Source organism: Terrabacter sp. 2YAF2, assembly GCF_052114705.1.
Lineage (GTDB): Bacteria > Actinomycetota > Actinomycetes > Actinomycetales > Dermatophilaceae > Terrabacter.
On record NZ_JBFRFG010000006.1, the window covers coordinates 85,905 to 102,371 of the forward strand.

The 16,467-nt window shown below is 72.1% G+C and carries 13 protein-coding genes; 10 read left to right on the forward strand and 3 right to left on the reverse strand.

Features of this window, described 5'->3' with window-relative positions:
- Positions 1-6 precede the first annotated feature (6 nt).
- Positions 7-1,932 (forward strand): M3 family metallopeptidase, encoded by a 1,926-nt coding sequence (locus tag AB4030_RS09185; protein WP_442278906.1) that lies wholly within the window; start codon positions 7-9, stop codon positions 1,930-1,932.
- A gap of 11 nt (positions 1,933-1,943) precedes the next feature.
- Positions 1,944-2,786 carry an MOSC domain-containing protein gene (locus AB4030_RS09190; protein WP_442278907.1) on the forward strand — a complete coding sequence of 281 codons (843 nt, stop codon included), beginning with the start codon at positions 1,944-1,946 and terminating at the stop codon, positions 2,784-2,786.
- 25 nt (positions 2,787-2,811) lie between these two features.
- On the opposite strand, the gene AB4030_RS09195 is transcribed toward AB4030_RS09190, so the two are convergent.
- Positions 2,812-4,836: an acyltransferase family protein gene (locus tag AB4030_RS09195; protein WP_442278908.1), complete on the reverse strand. Its 2,025-nt coding sequence runs from the start codon at positions 4,834-4,836 to the stop codon at positions 2,812-2,814.
- 107 nt (positions 4,837-4,943) lie between these two features.
- Here AB4030_RS09195 and AB4030_RS09200 point away from each other — a divergent pair, with 107 nt between their 5' ends.
- Both AB4030_RS09200 and AB4030_RS09205 read left to right on the forward strand, forming a co-directional pair.
- Positions 4,944-5,258, forward strand: coding sequence for an acylphosphatase (locus AB4030_RS09200; protein WP_442278909.1), 315 nt, complete (start codon positions 4,944-4,946; stop codon positions 5,256-5,258).
- A gap of 18 nt (positions 5,259-5,276) precedes the next feature.
- The gene (locus AB4030_RS09205; protein WP_442278910.1) at positions 5,277-5,579 is read left to right on the forward strand and encodes a chorismate mutase; all 303 of its coding nucleotides are present in this window, start codon (positions 5,277-5,279) and stop codon (positions 5,577-5,579) included.
- Positions 5,580-5,601: 22 nt separating this feature from the next.
- Here AB4030_RS09205 and AB4030_RS09210 read toward each other — a convergent pair whose 3' ends face one another.
- The gene (locus tag AB4030_RS09210; protein ID WP_442278911.1) at positions 5,602-6,261 is read right to left on the reverse strand and encodes an MSMEG_1061 family FMN-dependent PPOX-type flavoprotein; all 660 of its coding nucleotides are present in this window, start codon (positions 6,259-6,261) and stop codon (positions 5,602-5,604) included.
- A 114-nt stretch (positions 6,262-6,375) separates the two neighbouring features.
- Here AB4030_RS09210 and smc point away from each other — a divergent pair, with 114 nt between their 5' ends.
- From smc to AB4030_RS09240, 6 genes are all read left to right on the forward strand, one after another.
- Positions 6,376-9,954: a chromosome segregation protein SMC gene (smc, locus tag AB4030_RS09215; RefSeq protein ID WP_442278912.1), complete on the forward strand. Its 3,579-nt coding sequence runs from the start codon at positions 6,376-6,378 to the stop codon at positions 9,952-9,954.
- 143 nt (positions 9,955-10,097) lie between these two features.
- A complete protein-coding gene (locus AB4030_RS09220) occupies positions 10,098-10,280 on the forward strand; it encodes a hypothetical protein (RefSeq protein WP_442278913.1) in 183 nt (60 codons plus the stop codon).
- A gap of 133 nt (positions 10,281-10,413) precedes the next feature.
- On the forward strand, positions 10,414-11,628 hold the full coding sequence (gene ftsY, locus AB4030_RS09225; RefSeq protein WP_442278914.1) for a signal recognition particle-docking protein FtsY: 1,215 nt from the start codon (positions 10,414-10,416) through the stop codon (positions 11,626-11,628).
- 224 nt (positions 11,629-11,852) lie between these two features.
- Positions 11,853-13,319, forward strand: a complete 1,467-nt coding sequence (locus AB4030_RS09230; protein ID WP_442278915.1) for an ammonium transporter — start codon at positions 11,853-11,855, stop codon at positions 13,317-13,319.
- Positions 13,316-13,654: a P-II family nitrogen regulator gene (locus AB4030_RS09235; RefSeq protein WP_442278916.1), complete on the forward strand. Its 339-nt coding sequence runs from the start codon at positions 13,316-13,318 to the stop codon at positions 13,652-13,654. The genes AB4030_RS09230 and AB4030_RS09235 overlap by 4 nt, the downstream gene beginning before the upstream one ends.
- 80 nt (positions 13,655-13,734) lie before the next feature.
- Positions 13,735-16,098: a [protein-PII] uridylyltransferase gene (locus AB4030_RS09240; protein ID WP_442278917.1), complete on the forward strand. Its 2,364-nt coding sequence runs from the start codon at positions 13,735-13,737 to the stop codon at positions 16,096-16,098.
- Here AB4030_RS09240 and AB4030_RS09245 read toward each other — a convergent pair.
- Positions 16,073-16,459, reverse strand: coding sequence for an NUDIX hydrolase (locus AB4030_RS09245; protein ID WP_442278918.1), 387 nt, complete (start codon positions 16,457-16,459; stop codon positions 16,073-16,075). The two genes, AB4030_RS09240 and AB4030_RS09245, sit on opposite strands and share 26 nt — an antisense overlap.
- Positions 16,460-16,467: the final 8 nt, after the last annotated feature.

The following is a 16,467-nucleotide window of genomic DNA, read 5'->3' on the forward strand; positions in this document are numbered from 1 at the left end:
CCGTCTGTGACGACCGAGCCGACCCACCTGCCCCTTCCCCTCGAGAGCGACTGGCTCGACTGGGTCGGTGCCCGCGGCGAGCAGCAGCTCGCGCTGGCCCGGTCCCTCGTCGAGGGCCTGCGCAGCGACCCGCCCAAGGAGCCGCTCGAGGTCCTGCGGGTCTGGAACGACGCCCAGACGGCACTGTCCAACGCCGCCTCGGTCGGCTCGCTCTTCTCCGAGGTCCACCCGGACGGTGCGGTGCGCGAGCGTGCCGAGTCGGTGGCGCAGCAGGTGCAGAAGCTCGACACCGACCTCGGCCTCGACACCGGGTTGTATGCCGTCCTCGCCGGCCTCGACGCGAGCGGTCTCGACGCCGACGCGACCCGGGTCCTCGAGCGCACCCTGCGCGACTTCCGCCGCTCGGGCGTCGACCAGGACGAGGCGACGCGCGACCGGCTGCGCGAGCTGAGCGAGCGGGCCATCCTGCTGAGCCAGGAGTTCAGCAAGAACATCCGCGAGAACGTCCGGAGCATCCGCGTCACCCCCGACCGCCTGGCCGGGCTGCCCCAGGACTGGGTCGACGCGCACCCCGTCGAGGACGAGGGGCTCGTCACGGTGACGACCGACTACCCCGACGTCGTGCCGTTCCGCACCTTCGCGCGGGACGCTCAGGCCCGCCGCGACCTCGTCACCGAGTTCCTCACCATCGCCTGGCCCGCCAACGACCGCGTGCTCCAGGAGATCTTCGCCGTCCGTCGCGAGCACGCCGCGCTGCTGGGCTACGCGTCGTGGGCCGACTACGACGCCGAGGTCAAGATGATCGGCAGCGGCAAGGCCATCGGCGAGTTCATCGACCGCATCGCCGAGCTGTCGACGGCGAGCGCCGAGCGCGACAAGGCCGTGCTGCTCGAACGGTTGCGGCAGGACCGCCCCGAGGCCACCGACATCGACGGCGCCGACACCTCCTACTACGCCGAGCTCGTCCGCAAGGAGCAGCTGGCCGTCGACGCCCAGCAGGTCCGCACGTACTTCCCGTTCGAGTCGGTCCGCCAGGGCCTGCTCGACGTGACGGGACGTCTCTTCGGGCTCGAGTGGTCACCGGTCCCGCGCGAGGACGCCCGCACGTGGCACGAGGAGGTCGCGACCTACGACGTGTCGTTCTCGGGCGAGCGCGTCGGCCGCATCCACCTCGACCTGCACCCGCGCGAGGGCAAGTACAAGCACGCGGCCCAGTTCGACCTCGTCCGTGGCGTCGCCGGCACGCAGCTGGCCGAGGGCGTGCTCGTGTGCAACTTCAACCGCGGCCTGCTGGAGCACGACGAGGTCGTCACGCTCTTCCACGAGTTCGGTCACCTCGTGCACCACGTCCTGGCCGGCCGGACCGAGTGGGTCCGGTTCTCGGGGGTCGCGACCGAGTGGGACTTCGTCGAGGCGCCGAGCCAGATGCTCGAGGAGTGGGCCTGGGACGCCGACGTCCTCGCCACCTTCGCCCGCAACGCGGACGGCGAGGTCATCCCGGCCGAGCTCGTCGAGGCGATGCGCCGGGCCGACGACTTCGGCAAGGGCTACGACGCCCGCACCCAGATGTTCTACGCCGCGCTGTCCTACGACTTCCACGTGCAGGAGAGCGACGACCTCACGGCCCGCCTGCGCGAGCTGATGGACCGCTACTCCGTCTTCCCGTACCTGCCGGGCACGCACATGCAGTGCCACTTCGGGCACCTCGACGGCTACAGCTCGGCCTACTACACCTACATGTGGTCGCTCGTCATCGCCAAGGACATGTTCTCGGCCTTCGACCGCGGTGACCTCTTCGACCCCGAGGTCGCCGGTGCCTACCGGGACAAGGTGCTCGTGCAGGGCGGCCGACGCGACGCCGCGGACCTCGTCGAGGACTTCCTCGGCCGGCCCTACACCTTCGACGCGTATGCCGCCTGGCTCGCCGAGTGACCCCGCGCGGGATGGAGGGGGTGCACGTCACGTCGCTGACGGCATACCCCGTCAAGTCGCTCGGCGGGGTGAGCCTCGACGCGGCGGTCGTGGAGGCGCAAGGGCTGCGGGGTGACCGTCGGTGGGCGGTCATCGACCCTGACGGCACCAAGGTCACCGCCCGCGAGGAGCACGCCCTGCTCGGGCTGCGGGCCGAGCCGCTCGACGGTGGGGGAGTGCGCCTGCTCGCCCCCGGCGCGGACCCGCTCGAGGTGGCACGGCCCTGCGACGCCGCACCCGTGCCGGTGAGGTTCTCCGGGCAGGACCGCGCCCGACCTGCCGGTCCCGGCGCCGACGGGTGGCTGACCGAACGGGTGGGGCGTCCGCTGCGCCTGGTGTGGCAGGACGACGCGACGCACCGCCCGATCCGACCTGACCTGGGCGGCGTCGAGGGCGACCGCAACTCGCTCTCGGACGCCGCGCCCGTCCACGTCACGTCGGAGTCGTCGCTGGCGCGCCTCAACGACTGGGTGCTCGAGACGGCCCTCGAGCGAGGTGAGGAGCCCCGGGATCCCCTGTCGCACCAGCGGTTCCGGCCCAACGTCGTCGTGGCCGGCGGCGCACCCTTCGCCGAGGACCAGTGGTCGTCGGTGCGCATCGGCAACGTGCCGTTCCGCACGACGATGGTGTGTGACCGCTGCGTCATGACGACGATCGACAGCGACGACCTGCGCTCCGGCAAGGAGCCGATCCGCACCCTGGCTCGGCACCGGAAGTGGGACGGCGCCACGTGGTTCGGCATCAGGCTCACGCCCGTGCTGCCCCTCGACCCCGGCGCGACCCTCCGCGTGGGCGACCCGGTGATCGCCGGCTGAGGTTACGACCGGGCGCCGGCGGCGCTCACGGGATCGGGAGCTCCTTGAGCACGACCGTCTTGCCGGTGTTCCTCGCGGAGAGGTCGGCCATCGCCTGACGCACCGTCTTGGAGAAGAGGTGGGCGCCCCTGATCGTGGGGTGGATGCGGTCGGACTGGACCTGGTCCGGGTGGGCGCGGATGGCATCCGCCCAGTCGGCGACGACGACGTTGGGGCGGCCTCGAGCGACGAGCTCGAGCGTGGCGTTGTCGGTGTCGACGCGTGCGAAGGGGGCCATGATGTTGACGAGGACGACCATGCGGTCGGGGCCGAGGGTGTCGAGCACCTTCTTGACGGCGTCCTCGTCGACCCCGGCGTTCGTGCCGAAGGCGAGGATGACCGCGCGCCGGTTGCCGACGCCGCGGTCCGCGACCTCCCTGAGCCCGTCGGACCACCGACGGTTGGACTTCGCGTCGATCCGGATGCCGGGGAAGTAGTAGCGCAGGGCCTGCAGGCTGCCGACCATGATCGAGTCGCCGTAGGCGTCGATCTCGCCTCCGCTCGGCATCGTGAACGAGGCGTTCGCGGCGGACGCGGTCCCCGACGGCGGGCCGCCCGTGGTCGTCGCCGGAAACGGTGTGCTCGTCGCCGCTGGTGCGGCGCCCGCCGATGCGGCCGGCGTCGGCGTCGCGTCTGCCGCCGCCTCGTTCTCGGCGAGCATCCTGGCGGTCTCACTCTGGTCGGGAGCCGTGACGACGATGACGGCGGTCACGACGGCCAGGACGGCGACGACCGCGCCGAGGCCTCGCTTGCCGCGGAGGGTCAGTCCCGACACGCCCCGGCGCAGGCTCGACGCCACCCCTCGGAAGCCGAGGGTCCGGAACGGGGTCTCGACGAAGCGGAAGGTCAGGTCGGCGAGCGCGAGCGTCACGAGCACGCACCACAGGCGGGTCAGCAGGTGCGAGGTCGTGCCCGGGGCGGACGGGTTGTCGAGGGCCACGAGGAGGATGACGGGCCAGTGCCAGAGGTAAATCGAGTAGGACCTGGCCCCGACCCACGACGCGGCGGGATGGCGCATGACCCGCCGGACCGGGGTCACACCGTTCGCCCGGGTCATGCCGTCGGGGCGCCGCTCGACCAGACCCATGACGAGGACGGCTGTCGCCAACGACGCCGCCACGATGCCGCCGCGGAAGGTCAGCGTCGACTGCTCGTCGAGGAAGGCCATCTCGGCGAGCAGGATCCCGAGAGCGAGGGGCACGGCATACGACCCGAACCGCCCCCAGCGCGACGGCGCCACCCACGACGCCAGGCGCGGACTCGCCCAGGCGAACGCGAGCGCCGCGCCGGCCATGAGCCCCATGACGTGCGTGTCGGTGCCGTAGTAGACGCGCGTCGCGTCGGTGCCGGGCGTGAAGAGCGCGGCCATGAGCAGCGAGGAGGCCGCGCCGACGGCGACCGCCACGGCCACCCGCATCCGGCTCGATACCGCCAGCAGCGCGAGGGTCAGGAGGGGCCAGAGCAGGTAGAACTGCTCCTCGACCGCCAGGGACCAGAAGTTCATGAAGAGCTGCGGTGCGGTCTGGTCGAAGTAGCTCGTGCCCGCCGTGATCTCGAGCCAGTTCGTCGAGAAGGTGAGGGCGCCGAGCATCTGGCGTCCCACGTCGACGAGGAGGTCCTGGCTGACACCGCGGGCGATGAGGACGCTCGTGACGACGCAGAGGACGAGCGCGGGAAGGAGACGACGCGCGCGACGGACCCAGAACTGCGACAAGGCGATCCGGCCGCTGCGGTGGTGCTCGCGCAGCAGCAGCGTCGTGATGAGGAAGCCCGAGACCACGAAGAAGACGTCGACCCCGACGAAACCGCCGGGCAGCCACGACGCGTTGAGGTGGTAGACGAGGACACCGACGATGGCGAGGGCCCGCAGCCCGTCGAGGCCCCCGATGCGCTCCCCGTGTCCCGCCGGGGTCTGCTCCGGGCGAGCACGCCCCGATCGCGGGATGGCCCCCGTGGCCGTCTGGGCGGTCCGGCTCGTGCCGGCCGCCCGTGAAATCGCCGACGTCGTCACGTCGCTCCTTCCGTGGGCCTCGGTGGGTGGAGCCGCCGCTGTGCCTGCCGCGAGCATAGTGACGGGTGGTGCTGACGCTGCGACGCCACGCGGCATACCGTGTCGGGGTGGACGAGGGAGCGAACGAGGCGGCGCGCCCGCCGGTCAGGGTCACGATGTTCGTGCGTGGCACCGTGCAGGGCGTCGGCTTCCGGTGGTGGACGCGCGCACGCGCGCTCGAGCTCGGTCTCGTCGGGCACGCCCGCAACACCACTGACGGACGCGTGGAGATCGTGGCCCAGGGAAGCCCGGAGGCCGTCGACGCCCTCGAGGCCCTGCTGCGCGAGAGCCCGTCGACGACCAGACGGCCCGGACACGTCGAGGGCGTCGTCGCGCAGCCCGGCGTTCCGAGGGACGGGATCGCCGGATTCGCGGAGCGCTGAGCCGCCTAGGCTGGCGGCGTGAGCGACGTGCCCGAGGTTCCCGCAGAGCTCGCCCGGCTGCGCAGCAGCATCGACAACATCGATGCAGCGCTCGTCCACCTGCTGGCGGAGCGCTTCAAGTGCACCCAGCAGGTCGGCCGGCTCAAGGCCGAGCAGCACCTGCCCGCCGCCGACCCGCAGCGCGAGGAGCGGCAGATCGCGCGGCTGCGGTCGCTCGCCGACAGCGCCGGCCTCGACCCGGTGTTCGCCGAGGCGTTCCTGAACTTCATCATCGCCGAGGTCATCCACCACCACGAGCGCATCGCGAACGGCAACGCGTAACCCCAACCCCACCGGGGACGCCTCAGTAGAGGGTCGCGTCCTGCCGCTCGTCGAGGGCCGCGTCGTAGGCCGCGACCTCGGCGTCGGTCGTGAAGCCCCCGGCCTCACGCGTCATCGTCCCCGCGGTGGGCAGCGTGCTCGGGTCGACGCGGGACTCGTTGGCCCACAGCCGACTCCGCTTGACCGCGCGGGCGCACTGGAAGTAGATGCGCTCGACCGTGACGACGAGCACGGAAGTCGGCCGGACACCCCTGACCTCGTGTCGTGCCAGCTCGTCGGGGTCCGTGGAGATGACCGCCGAGCCGCGCACGCGCAGCTCCTCACCGAGGCCCGGGACGAGGAACAGCAGGCCCACCCGCGGGTCGGCGATGACGTTGCGCAGCGTGTCGAGCCGGTGGTTGCCGCGCCGGTCCGGGATGACGAGGGTGCGCTCGTCGCGCACGACGACGAATCCGGGCAGGTCGCCGCGTGGTGACTGGTCGAGACCGCCGTCGCCGACCGTGGCGACGACGACGAACGGCGCCGCCGCGATGATCCGGGCGTGGCTCGGGGTGATCGTCGGGGACTCCTTGGCGAGGCTGTTCGGCGCCGGTGTGCCGGGGTAGACCTCGAGCAGCCCCTCGATCGAGGTGACCCGGTGCGCGTCGTCCGCAGGCTGGTGTCGGTGCTCGTCGGCGTCCACCCGTCCACGGTATGCCGTTCGCACCCGCCAGGCGCTCGCCTCCCCGGGGCAGCGACCGCTGGCTAGTACGCTGACCGGGATCGCTGGCCGGCTGGACAAAGGATTTCTCGGGTCGTGTACGTCAAGAGCCTCACCCTGAAGGGCTTCAAGTCCTTCGCCTCGGCGACCCACATGCGTCTCGAGCCCGGCATCACCTGCATCGTGGGCCCCAACGGGTCCGGCAAGAGCAACGTCGTGGACGCGCTCGCCTGGGTCATGGGCGAGCAGGGTGCCAAGTCGCTGCGCGGCGGGAAGATGGAGGACGTCATCTTTGCCGGCACGTCGGGCCGCGCCCCGCTCGGCCGGGCCGAGGTGGCCCTGACGATCGACAACACCGACGGCGCGCTCCCGATCGACTACACCGAGGTGACGATCGCCCGGACGATGTTCCGCAACGGCGGGTCCGAGTACGCCATCAACGGCACCCCGTGCCGGCTGCTCGACGTGCAGGAGCTGCTCTCCGACAGCGGCATCGGGCGCGAGATGCACGTCATCGTCGGCCAGGGCCAGCTCGACACCGTCCTGCGCGCGACCCCCGAGGAGCGCCGCGGTTTCATCGAGGAGGCCGCGGGCGTCCTCAAGCACCGCAAGCGCAAGGAGCGCGCGCTGCGCAAGCTCGACACCATGGAGGCCAACCTCACCCGCGTGAAGGACCTCACCGGCGAGATCCGCCGCCAGCTCGGCCCGCTCGGTCGCCAGGCCGAGACGGCTCGCAAGGCCGCCGTCATCCAGACCGACGCCCGCGACGCCCGGCTGCGCCTCCTCGCCGACGACCTCGTCCAGCTGACCTCGACGCTCGAGCAGGAGGTCGCCGACGAGTCGGCCCTCATCGAGCGCCGGTCGGAGGTCGAGGAGTCCATCGGCGACCTCGCGCACCGGCTGTCGACGCTCGAGGAGGCGGCCGAGGCCGCCCGCCCGGCCCTGACCCGGGCGCAGGACGAGTACGTCTCGCTCGGCCGCCTCGTCGAGCGGATGGCGTCGACGCGGTCGCTCGCCGCCGAGCGGGTGCGCCTGCTCAGCGAGGACGACGAGCCGGAGGCCCCCGGTCAGAGCAGGGACCCGGAGCAGCTGCGCGTCCAGGCCGCCGAGGTCCGCGAGCAGGAGGCGTTCCTCCTCGAGGAGATCGCCGAGGCCAAGGCCGCCCTCGAAGAGGCGGTCATGAACCGCACCGACGCCGAGCGCGGCCACGCCGAGGAGACCGCTCGACTGCAGCGCGAGGCCCGCGCCGCCGCCGACCGCCGCGAGGGCCTTGCCAAGCTCGGCGGCCAGGTCGGCGCCAAGGCCTCGCGCATCGAGGCCCGCGAGGCCGAGGTCGGGCGCCTGCGGAGCACCATCGAGGCCGCCCAGGCCCGCGCCGCCGAGGCGGAGCACGAGTTCTCCCGACTCGAGTCCAGCGTCGCCCAGGACGAAGAGGGCGAGGAGGGGCTCGACACCGCCTACGAGGAGGCCGCCGCGCGCCTCGAGGCCGCCGAGGCCGAGCTCGCCCGGTGGAAGGAGGCCGAGGCCACCGCGGAGCGCGCGCGCACCACGGCCGCCGCCCGGGTCGAGGCGCTCGGCCTCAGTCTGAGCCGCAAGGACGGCGCGGCAGCGCTGCTCGCCGCCGCCGACGAGGGCCACGAGATCCTCGGGTCGGTCGCCTCGCTCGTCACGGTCGAGCCCGGTCTGGAGAATGCCGTCGCCGCCGCTCTCGGATCCGCCGCCGAAGCGCTCGCCGTCGGCTCGCTCGATGCCGCTGCCGCGGCCCTCGACGCCCTCCGCGACGGCGACAACGGGCGGGCCAGCCTCCTCGTGGCCGAGTCTGCGACGCACGTCGACCGGGCGTCGTGGCCCAGCCTGTCGGGTGAGGCCCGCTGGGCCCGGGACGTCGTCGAGTGCCCGGAGTCCGTGCGTCCCGCTGTCGAGCAGGTGCTGGACCGCGTGGCTCTCGTGCCGGACGGCTCGGCTGCCCGGGAGGTCGTCCGCACCCATCCCGGCGTCACCGCCGTGACTCGCGGCGGCGACGTCTATGCCCCGGGCACGGTGCGAGGCGGCAGCACGACTGCTCCGAGCCTGCTCGAGCTGCAGGCCGCGCTCGACGACGCCCAGGACGCCATGGCCCGGGCCACCCGCGAGGGTGAGGAGGCCCGCTTCCGCGTCGTGGGCGCCGAGGCGACGTGCGCCGAGCTCACCGACGCGGTCGAGGCCGCGCTCGAGCGGCTCAACGAGAGCGACGCCCGGATGGCCGCGATCGCCGAGAAGCTCGGCTCGCTCGGGCAGACCCTGCGGGCCGCGCGGTCCGAGGTCGAGCGCACCGAGAAGGCCATCGCCGACGCCATGACGGCCCTCGAGGCCGACCAGACCGAGCACGCAGCCCTCCTCGAACGACTCGAGGCCGCGAGCGGCGAGGGCGACTTCGCCGACGAGCCGTCGACGGAGGAGCGCGACCGCCTCGAGGCCGTGGCCCGTGAGGCCCGCGCGGCCGAGACCGAGCTGCGTCTCGCGCTGCGCACCCGTGAGGAGCGCTCACGTGCCCTCAAGGACCGCGCCGATGCGCTCGAGCGCAGTGCTCGCCACGAGGAGGAGACCCGCCGGCGGCTCGCGGAGAAGCGAGCGCGTCGGCAGCGTGAGGCCGCGGTCGCCGACGCCGTGCGCACCGCGGCGACGTGGGCGCACACGCTGCTCGCCGAGTCGGCCGAGCAGGCGGGGCACGCCCGTGCGGCAGGCGAGGCCGAACGCACCGAGCGTGACGCCGAGCTCGCCGTCGTGCGGCGTGACATCTCAGTCCTGCAGGCCGAGCTGCGTGAGCTGACCGACTCCGTGCACCGCGACGAGGTGGCCCGCACCCAGCAGCGCCTGCGCATCGAGCAGCTCGAGACCAAGGCGGTCGAGGAGCTCGGCGTCGCGCCCGCCGACCTCGTCGAGGAGTACGGCCCGCACCAGCTCGTCCCGACGGTGCCCGACCCCGACGCGGATCCCGATGCGCCACAGCCCGATCCCGTCCCGTTCGTGCGTGAGGCCCAGGAGAAGCGGTTGCGCCAGGCCGAGCGCAAGCTGAACGCACTGGGGCGCATCAACCCCCTCGCCCTGGAGGAGTTCACCGCCCTCGAGGAGCGTCACAAGTTCCTCACGGAGCAGCTCGAGGACCTCAAGAACTCCAAGCGGGACCTGCTGGACATCGTCAGGGAGGTCGACGAGCGCGTCGAGCGCGTGTTCGCCGAGGCCTTCGAGGACACCGCGGTCCAGTTCGAGCGGGTCTTCCAGCGGCTCTTCCCCGGCGGTGAGGGACGGCTCGTCCTCACCGACCCGTCGAACATGCTGACCACGGGCCTCGAGGTCGAGGCCCGGCCGCCGGGCAAGAAGATCAAGCGGTTGTCGCTGCTCTCCGGTGGCGAGCGTTCGCTCGTCGCCGTCGCGCTGCTCGTCGCGATCTTCAAGGCTCGCCCCTCGCCGTTCTACATCATGGACGAGGTCGAGGCCGCGCTCGACGATGCCAACCTCGGCCGACTCATCACCCTCTTCGAGGAGCTGCGCGACAGCTCCCAGCTCATCGTCATCACCCACCAGAAGAAGACGATGGAGATCGCCGACGCCCTCTACGGCGTCAGCATGCGCGGCGACGGCGTCACGACGGTCGTGTCCCAGCGCCTGCGCGACGTCGCCGACCGCTCGGCCTGAGGCACCCGGCATACGCCCGGATCGTGCGTTTTCCGCGGTCGGGCGCCGGGTCCCGTGACCGGGGGTTCGGCGGGTCAGGAGTTTGCCAAATCGTCACCCAGCGATATTTGCGCCACAGGAGTCACATGCGTCACTCTTGTCACATGGTTTTCTTGGTCCTCTCGATGCTCGTCGTCACCGTGCTCGGTGTGGCGGTCGTCGGCGTCGTGGCGGTGCCCGCGCACCGTGGCGGCCGCGACCTGCTCACCGCCAAGGGGGAAGGGGTCGCACGCTCGGCACGCCGCCGCGCCGGCACCCTCGGTCGCCCGCGCGCCCGCACCCACTAGGCCGCGTCAGACCGCCTGCCCACCACACTCAGCCACCGGCACACGCCGGTGGCTGATCGGCGTTCGGACAGGCTGTCGCCGCCCCGGGGGACGACCTCGAGGGCGCACGGAGGGCCCCTGCGACCGTGGTTGGATGGCTGACGTGGACACAGTCTTGATCTACGTCATCATCGGCGTCGCCATCATCCTCGGGGCCGTCGGCTACGGCATCAGCCTCCTGCGCGGGCGCGGCCGCACCCTCGAGCGCCAGGCGCCGCCGGCACGCCCGGGCCTGCCCACCGAGGACCTCGACCGCCGACCACCCGCGGGCTCCCCAGGCTCGACGGACACCGTCGCGCCGCCCGAGACGCCCGGTGCGCCCGCCCGGGTCGAGGTCGAGGAGCCGGTCGCACCGACGGCTCCCGAGCCCACGCTCGAGCGGCCCGAGTCCGCCCGCGGCCGGCTGCAACGACTGCGGGCGCGTCTGGCCCGGTCCAACTCCTCGATCGGGCAGGGCCTGCTCGCCCTGCTCTCGCGCGGCAAGCTCGACGAGGAGGCGTGGGAGGAGGTCGAGGACACCCTCATCTCCTCCGACCTCGGCGTCGAGGCGACCATGGAGCTCGTCGACTCGCTGCGCACGCGCGTCAAGGTCGACGGAACCACCGACGAGGCCACCGTCCGCGGCTGGCTCCGCGAAGACCTGCTCGCGCTCGTCCAGCCCGACATGGACCGTCGCATCGCGAGCAGCCGTGTCGGCGAGCGGCCCGCCGTCATCCTCGTCGTGGGTGTCAACGGCACCGGCAAGACGACGACCGTCGGCAAGCTCGCCCGCGTCCTCGTGGCCGAGGACCGCGAGGTCCTCCTCGGGGCGGCCGACACCTTCCGCGCGGCGGCGGCGGATCAGCTCGAGACGTGGGGCGCCCGTGTCGGGGTCGCCACCGTGCGGTCCGAGAAGGACGGTGCCGACCCGGCCGCCGTTGCCTTCGACGCCGTCAAGGCCGGCATCGAGGAGGAGGTCGACGTCGTCATCATCGACACGGCCGGCCGCCTCCACAACAAGGTCGGCCTCATGGACGAGCTCGGCAAGGTCAAGCGCGTCATCGAGAAGCAGAGCGAGATCGACGAGGTCCTGCTCGTCCTCGACGCCACGACGGGCCAGAACGGCCTCCAGCAGGCCAAGGTCTTCTCCGAGGCCGTCGACGTCACGGGCATCGTCCTGACCAAGCTCGACGGCACCGCCAAGGGCGGCATCGTCGTCGCGGTGCAGCGACAGCTGGGCGTCCCGGTCAAGCTCGTCGGCCTCGGTGAGGGACCGGACGACCTGGCGCCGTTCGACCCCGAGGCCTTCGTCGACGCCATCGTCATGTAGCCAGCCCCCGACCCCTCGCGTATGCCGCCCGGCCCGGCCGGGCGGCATACGTGCGTCCCGGGATGGTTGGGCAGCATGGGGCTGTCCGTGGGGTGGGCGGGAGAGTCCACGATCCGGACGGCCACGGCGGGTGAAACCATCCGCTAACACCGCTCCGGCGTTGTTGACACGGCTGTAACAAACGGCGTGCTCGGACGACATCCGACCCGTCCATCGTTCTCGCCATGAGCGCACTTACCTTCGTGACGGCAGACAAGCCGTTCACCGACAGCGGGAACACCGCGTGGGTCCTCGCAGCAGCCGCCCTGGTGCTGTTCATGACCCCCGGTCTCGCCCTCTTCTACGGCGGCATGGTTCGCACCAAGAGCGTCCTCAACATGATGATGATGTCGTTCATCACCATGGGAACGGTCGGCACGGCGTGGATCCTCTGGGGCTACAGCGAGACGTTCGGCAACGACGTCGGCGGCGGCCTCATCGGCAATCCCTTCGAACACTTCGGGCTCAAGGGCGTGCTCGGTGCCATCTACGGCTACGTACCGGCTGCCGCGGGCACGCCGGCGGCAGGCGGCATCCCCGGCGGTGCCTTCGTCGCCTTCCAGGTCGTCTTCGCGATCATCGCCGTGGCTCTCGTCTCGGGTGCGATCGCCGACCGGGCCAAGTTCGTCACGTGGACCGTCTTCACGGTGATCTGGGCGACGCTCGTCTACTTCCCGGCAGCCCACTGGGTCTTCGCCTTCAACGGCTTCGCGGCCGAGACGGGTGGCTGGATCGCCAACAAGGCCGACGGACTCTTCCTCGGTGGCCTCGGCGCCTACGACTTCGCGGGCGGCACGGCCATCCACATCAACGCCGGTGTCGCGGGCCTCGCCCTGGCGATCCTGCTCCGCAAGCGGGTCGGGTGGCCCAAGGAGCCGATGCGTCCGCACAACCTGACCCTGGTCATGATCGGTGCCGGCATCCTGTGGTTCGGCTGGTTCGGCTTCAACGCAGGCTCGGCCCTCAGCGCAGGCACGCTGGCCTCGGGCGTCTGGGTCAACACCCTCGGTGCCACCTGCACGGCCATGCTCGGCTGGCTCATCACGGAGAAGATCCGCGACGGCCACGCCACCTCGCTCGGCGCGGCCTCCGGTGTCGTCGCCGGCCTCGTCGCCATCACCCCGGCGTGCGCCACCGTCTCGCCGTGGGGTGCCCTCGTCGTCGGTCTCGCGGCCGGTGTGGGCTGTGCCCTCGCCGTCGGCCTCAAGTTCCGCTTCGGCTTCGACGACAGCCTCGACGTGGTCGGCGTGCACCTCGTCGGCGGCCTCATCGGCACCCTGCTCATCGGCTTCCTCGCCGACGCGACCAACAGCCCGACCGGCACGGCCGGCCTCACGATGAACGACGGTCTCTTCTTCGGCGGAGGCTTCGGACAGCTCTGGGCCCAGACCCTGGGGGCCGTAGCGGTGCTGATCTACTCCTTCGTGGTGACCTTCGCCATCGGCTGGGTCCTGCACAAGACCATGGGCTTCACCATCTCCGAAGAGGAGGAGGTCAGCGGTATCGACCTGCTGGAGCACGCGGAGACCGCGTACGACCTCGGCTCGTTCACGGGTGGCAGCCGTAGCCTGCCCACCTCGGGCATCGTGGCCGAACGAACCCGACAGCCCGTCGCCGACGAGCCGTCCTCCAAGGAAGGGGCATCCGCGTGAAGCTCATCACCGCCATCATCAAGCCGCACCAGCTCGACGAGGTCAAGGAGGCCCTGGAGGCCTTCGGGGTGGCCGGCATGACCATCAGCGAGGCCAGCGGCTACGGACGCCAGCGCGGCCACAGCGAGGTCTACCGCGGCGCCGAGTACACCGTCGACTTCGTGCCGAAGGTGCGGCTCGAGGTCCTCGTCGACGACATCGACGCCCCGGACGTCCTCGACGTGATCCTCAAGGCCGCGCAGACCGGTCGCATCGGTGACGGCAAGATCTGGTCCGTCCCGGTCGAGGAGGTGGTGCGCGTCCGCACCGGCGAGCGGGGCGTCGACGCCCTCTGAGCGCCGACGGACCGCTCCACAGCACGACGAGCACCAGAGACACCCGCAACACCAAACCCAAGGGGACGGCGAGACCTGACATGACGGATGTGACCTCACGACGTCTGGACCTCGCCGGCACCCGGACCTTCGCGACGCCCGGCGCGGGCCAGACCCGCCGCCGGGCGCTCGCGGAGTTCGGGTTCGGATGGCTCCAGGAGCTGTGGCGCGAGGCGTGCTCCGGGCGCCGGCACGAAGGTGTCGCGCTCGCTGCCGTCGGCTCACTGGCCCGCAGCGACGGCGGACCGCTCAGCGACTACGACCTGGTGCTGATGCACCACCCCCGCGGCCTCTCCGGCAAGGAGGTCGGCGCCTTCGCCGACAAGCTCTGGTATCCCATCTGGGACGCCGGGGTGCGCCTCGACCACAGCGTCCGCACGGTCGCCGAATGCCGCGCCGTCGCCTCCGACGACCTGTCCGCGGCGGTCGGGCTGCTCGACCTGACCCACGTGGCCGGTGACGCCGACGTCGTCAACGCGGCCCGCTCCACGGTGGCGCACGACTGGCGGGCCAACGCCCGCACCCGTCTCGGCGAGATGCAGGAGTCCGTGGTCCAGCGACACGCCCGCCAGGGCGACCTCGCGCACCTCATCGAGCCCGACCTCAAGGAGGCCCACGGCGGCCTGCGGGACATGTCGGTGCTGCGGGCCCTCACGGCCGCGTGGCTCACCGACCGCCCGCACGGTGAGGTCGACGAGGCCTACGAACGCATCCTCGACGTCCGCGACGCCATCCACGTCGTCACCGGGCGCGGCCGGGACCGGTTGACGCGCGACGACCAGGACGCGTGCGCGGCGCTGCTCGGCTACACCGACGCCGACGACCTGCTCACCGACCTGTCGACGTCGGCACGCACCATCGCGTATGCCGTCGACGGCACCCTGCGCCGCGCCATGCAGTCCCAGCGCGCCCGCACGCTGCGCGTCGRTCCCCGCCGCCCGCAGCTGGCGCCGCTCGGCTACGGCCTCTACCGGCACGACGGGGAGGCGGTTCTCGGACCGTCGGCCGACCTGTCGTCCGACCCGATCACCCCGCTGCGGGCCGCTGTCGTGGCCGCGCGTGGCGGGATACCCCTGTCGCCGACGACACTGAAGAACCTCGCCGCCACCGCGCCCTCGCTGCCCGAGCCGTGGCCCGAGGTGGCCCGCAACCTCTTTGCGGACCTGCTCGCGTCGGGGCCCGGGCTCGTCACCGTGTGGGAGGGGCTCGACCTCGCCGGCGTCGTCGAGCGGTGGATCCCGGAGTGGCAGGCGGTGCGCAGCCGCCCGCAGCGCAACGCCGTGCACCGGCACACCGTCGACCGGCACCTCATCGAGACCGTCGTGGCGGCGAGCGGCATGGTCCGCGACGTCGCGCGGCCCGACCTGCTCATGCTCGCGGCGGTGCTCCACGACATCGGCAAGGTGCCCGGCTCGCAGGACCACTCCGTGACCGGGGCCGGGCTCGCCGACTCGGTGCTCCGGCGGATGGGTGTCACCGACGCCGACCGCGGGACCGTCGTGCGCCTGGTCCGGGAGCATCTCACCCTCGTCGAGCTGGCCACCCGTCGCGACCCCGAGGACCCGGCGACGATCATCGCGCTCTCGGACGCCGTCGACGGTTCGGCCACGACCCTCGACCTCCTGCGCGCCCTCACCGAGGCCGACGCGTCCGCCGCCGGGCCCAAGGCCTGGAGCGACTGGCGGGCCGGCCTCGTCCAGCGCCTCTACCAGGCCTGCCGTTCGGCACTCATCGCCCAAACCCCAGGAGAGGGGCCTCTCGTCGTGGAACCGATCGAGACCCTGGCGCTCGGGGGCGACGCCCTCGACCGCATCGCGTCCGGAGAGCCCTACGTCACCGTGTCATCCCTCGGTGGCGCCCACCGCATCGACATCATCGACCGCGACCGCGCCGGCCTCTTCGCCGACACGGCCGGCCTGCTCGCCGCGCACGGCTTCGTCGTGCGCTCGGCCATCGTCCGCACCATCGACGGCGTCGCCGTCAACGAGTGGTGGGTCGACTCGCCCTCCGGCGAGACCCCGCTTCCCGGGGTGATCGGCCGCGACCTCATGCGGGTCGCGAAGGGCGACCGCGCGCCGCTGGGCAAGCTGCAGCGACGCAAGTCCTCGGGGGTCCGAAGCCCCGGCTCGGGGTCGGTCGACTCGACGCGGGCCATGGTCATCAGCAGCGCGTCCGACACCGCGACGGTCATCGAGGTGCGCGCCACCGACCGCCCGGGACTGCTGCAGGACATCGGCATCACGCTCGCCCGGGCGTCGTTGTCGGTGCGCTCCGCCCACATCGCCACGTATGCCGGCCAGACCCTCGACACGTTCTACGTGACCGAGTTCGGTGGTGGGCAGCTGGCGCCCGCCCGGGCCGCGCAGGCGGTCGCGATGATCATCGACACCTGCGACGCCGACTGAGCAGCCGCCTCCTCCTCCTCCTCCTCCTCACCACTCCCAGGCGGTTCGAGGTATCTGCGCGGCCCCCGGACCGCGCAGATACGCCCGTGTGGAGGGCGGTGTAGCAGGTGAGGCGCACGAGGAGGCCGTCCGTACGCGCGTCGGCGAGCGCCTCGAACGTGCCGACGTGCCTGGCCGTCGCAGCATCAACCGTGACCGCCAGCTCCTCGTCGAGTTCGCGGACCAGCGTCTCCACGTCGCTCTCGCCCGGCTCGCGCTTGCCGCCGGGCAGGTAGAACCGCTCGCGGCCGGCGTTGCGGGCCACGAGCAGGCGCCGCTCGTCCAGGTGGATCCACGCGATCTTGTCGATGAGGTCAGCCATCCGACCAA

Coding starts and splice junctions, on each gene's coding strand:
- ftsY (WP_442278914.1), top strand. CDS start 10,414: ATGGCTGACGTGGACACAGTCTTGATCTACGTCATCATCGGCGTCGCC.
- AB4030_RS09245 (WP_442278918.1), bottom strand. CDS start 16,459: ATGGCTGACCTCATCGACAAGATCGCGTGGATCCACCTGGACGAGCGG.
- AB4030_RS09190 (WP_442278907.1), top strand. CDS start 1,944: ATGGAGGGGGTGCACGTCACGTCGCTGACGGCATACCCCGTCAAGTCG.
- AB4030_RS09230 (WP_442278915.1), top strand. CDS start 11,853: ATGAGCGCACTTACCTTCGTGACGGCAGACAAGCCGTTCACCGACAGC.
- AB4030_RS09220 (WP_442278913.1), top strand. CDS start 10,098: ATGGTTTTCTTGGTCCTCTCGATGCTCGTCGTCACCGTGCTCGGTGTG.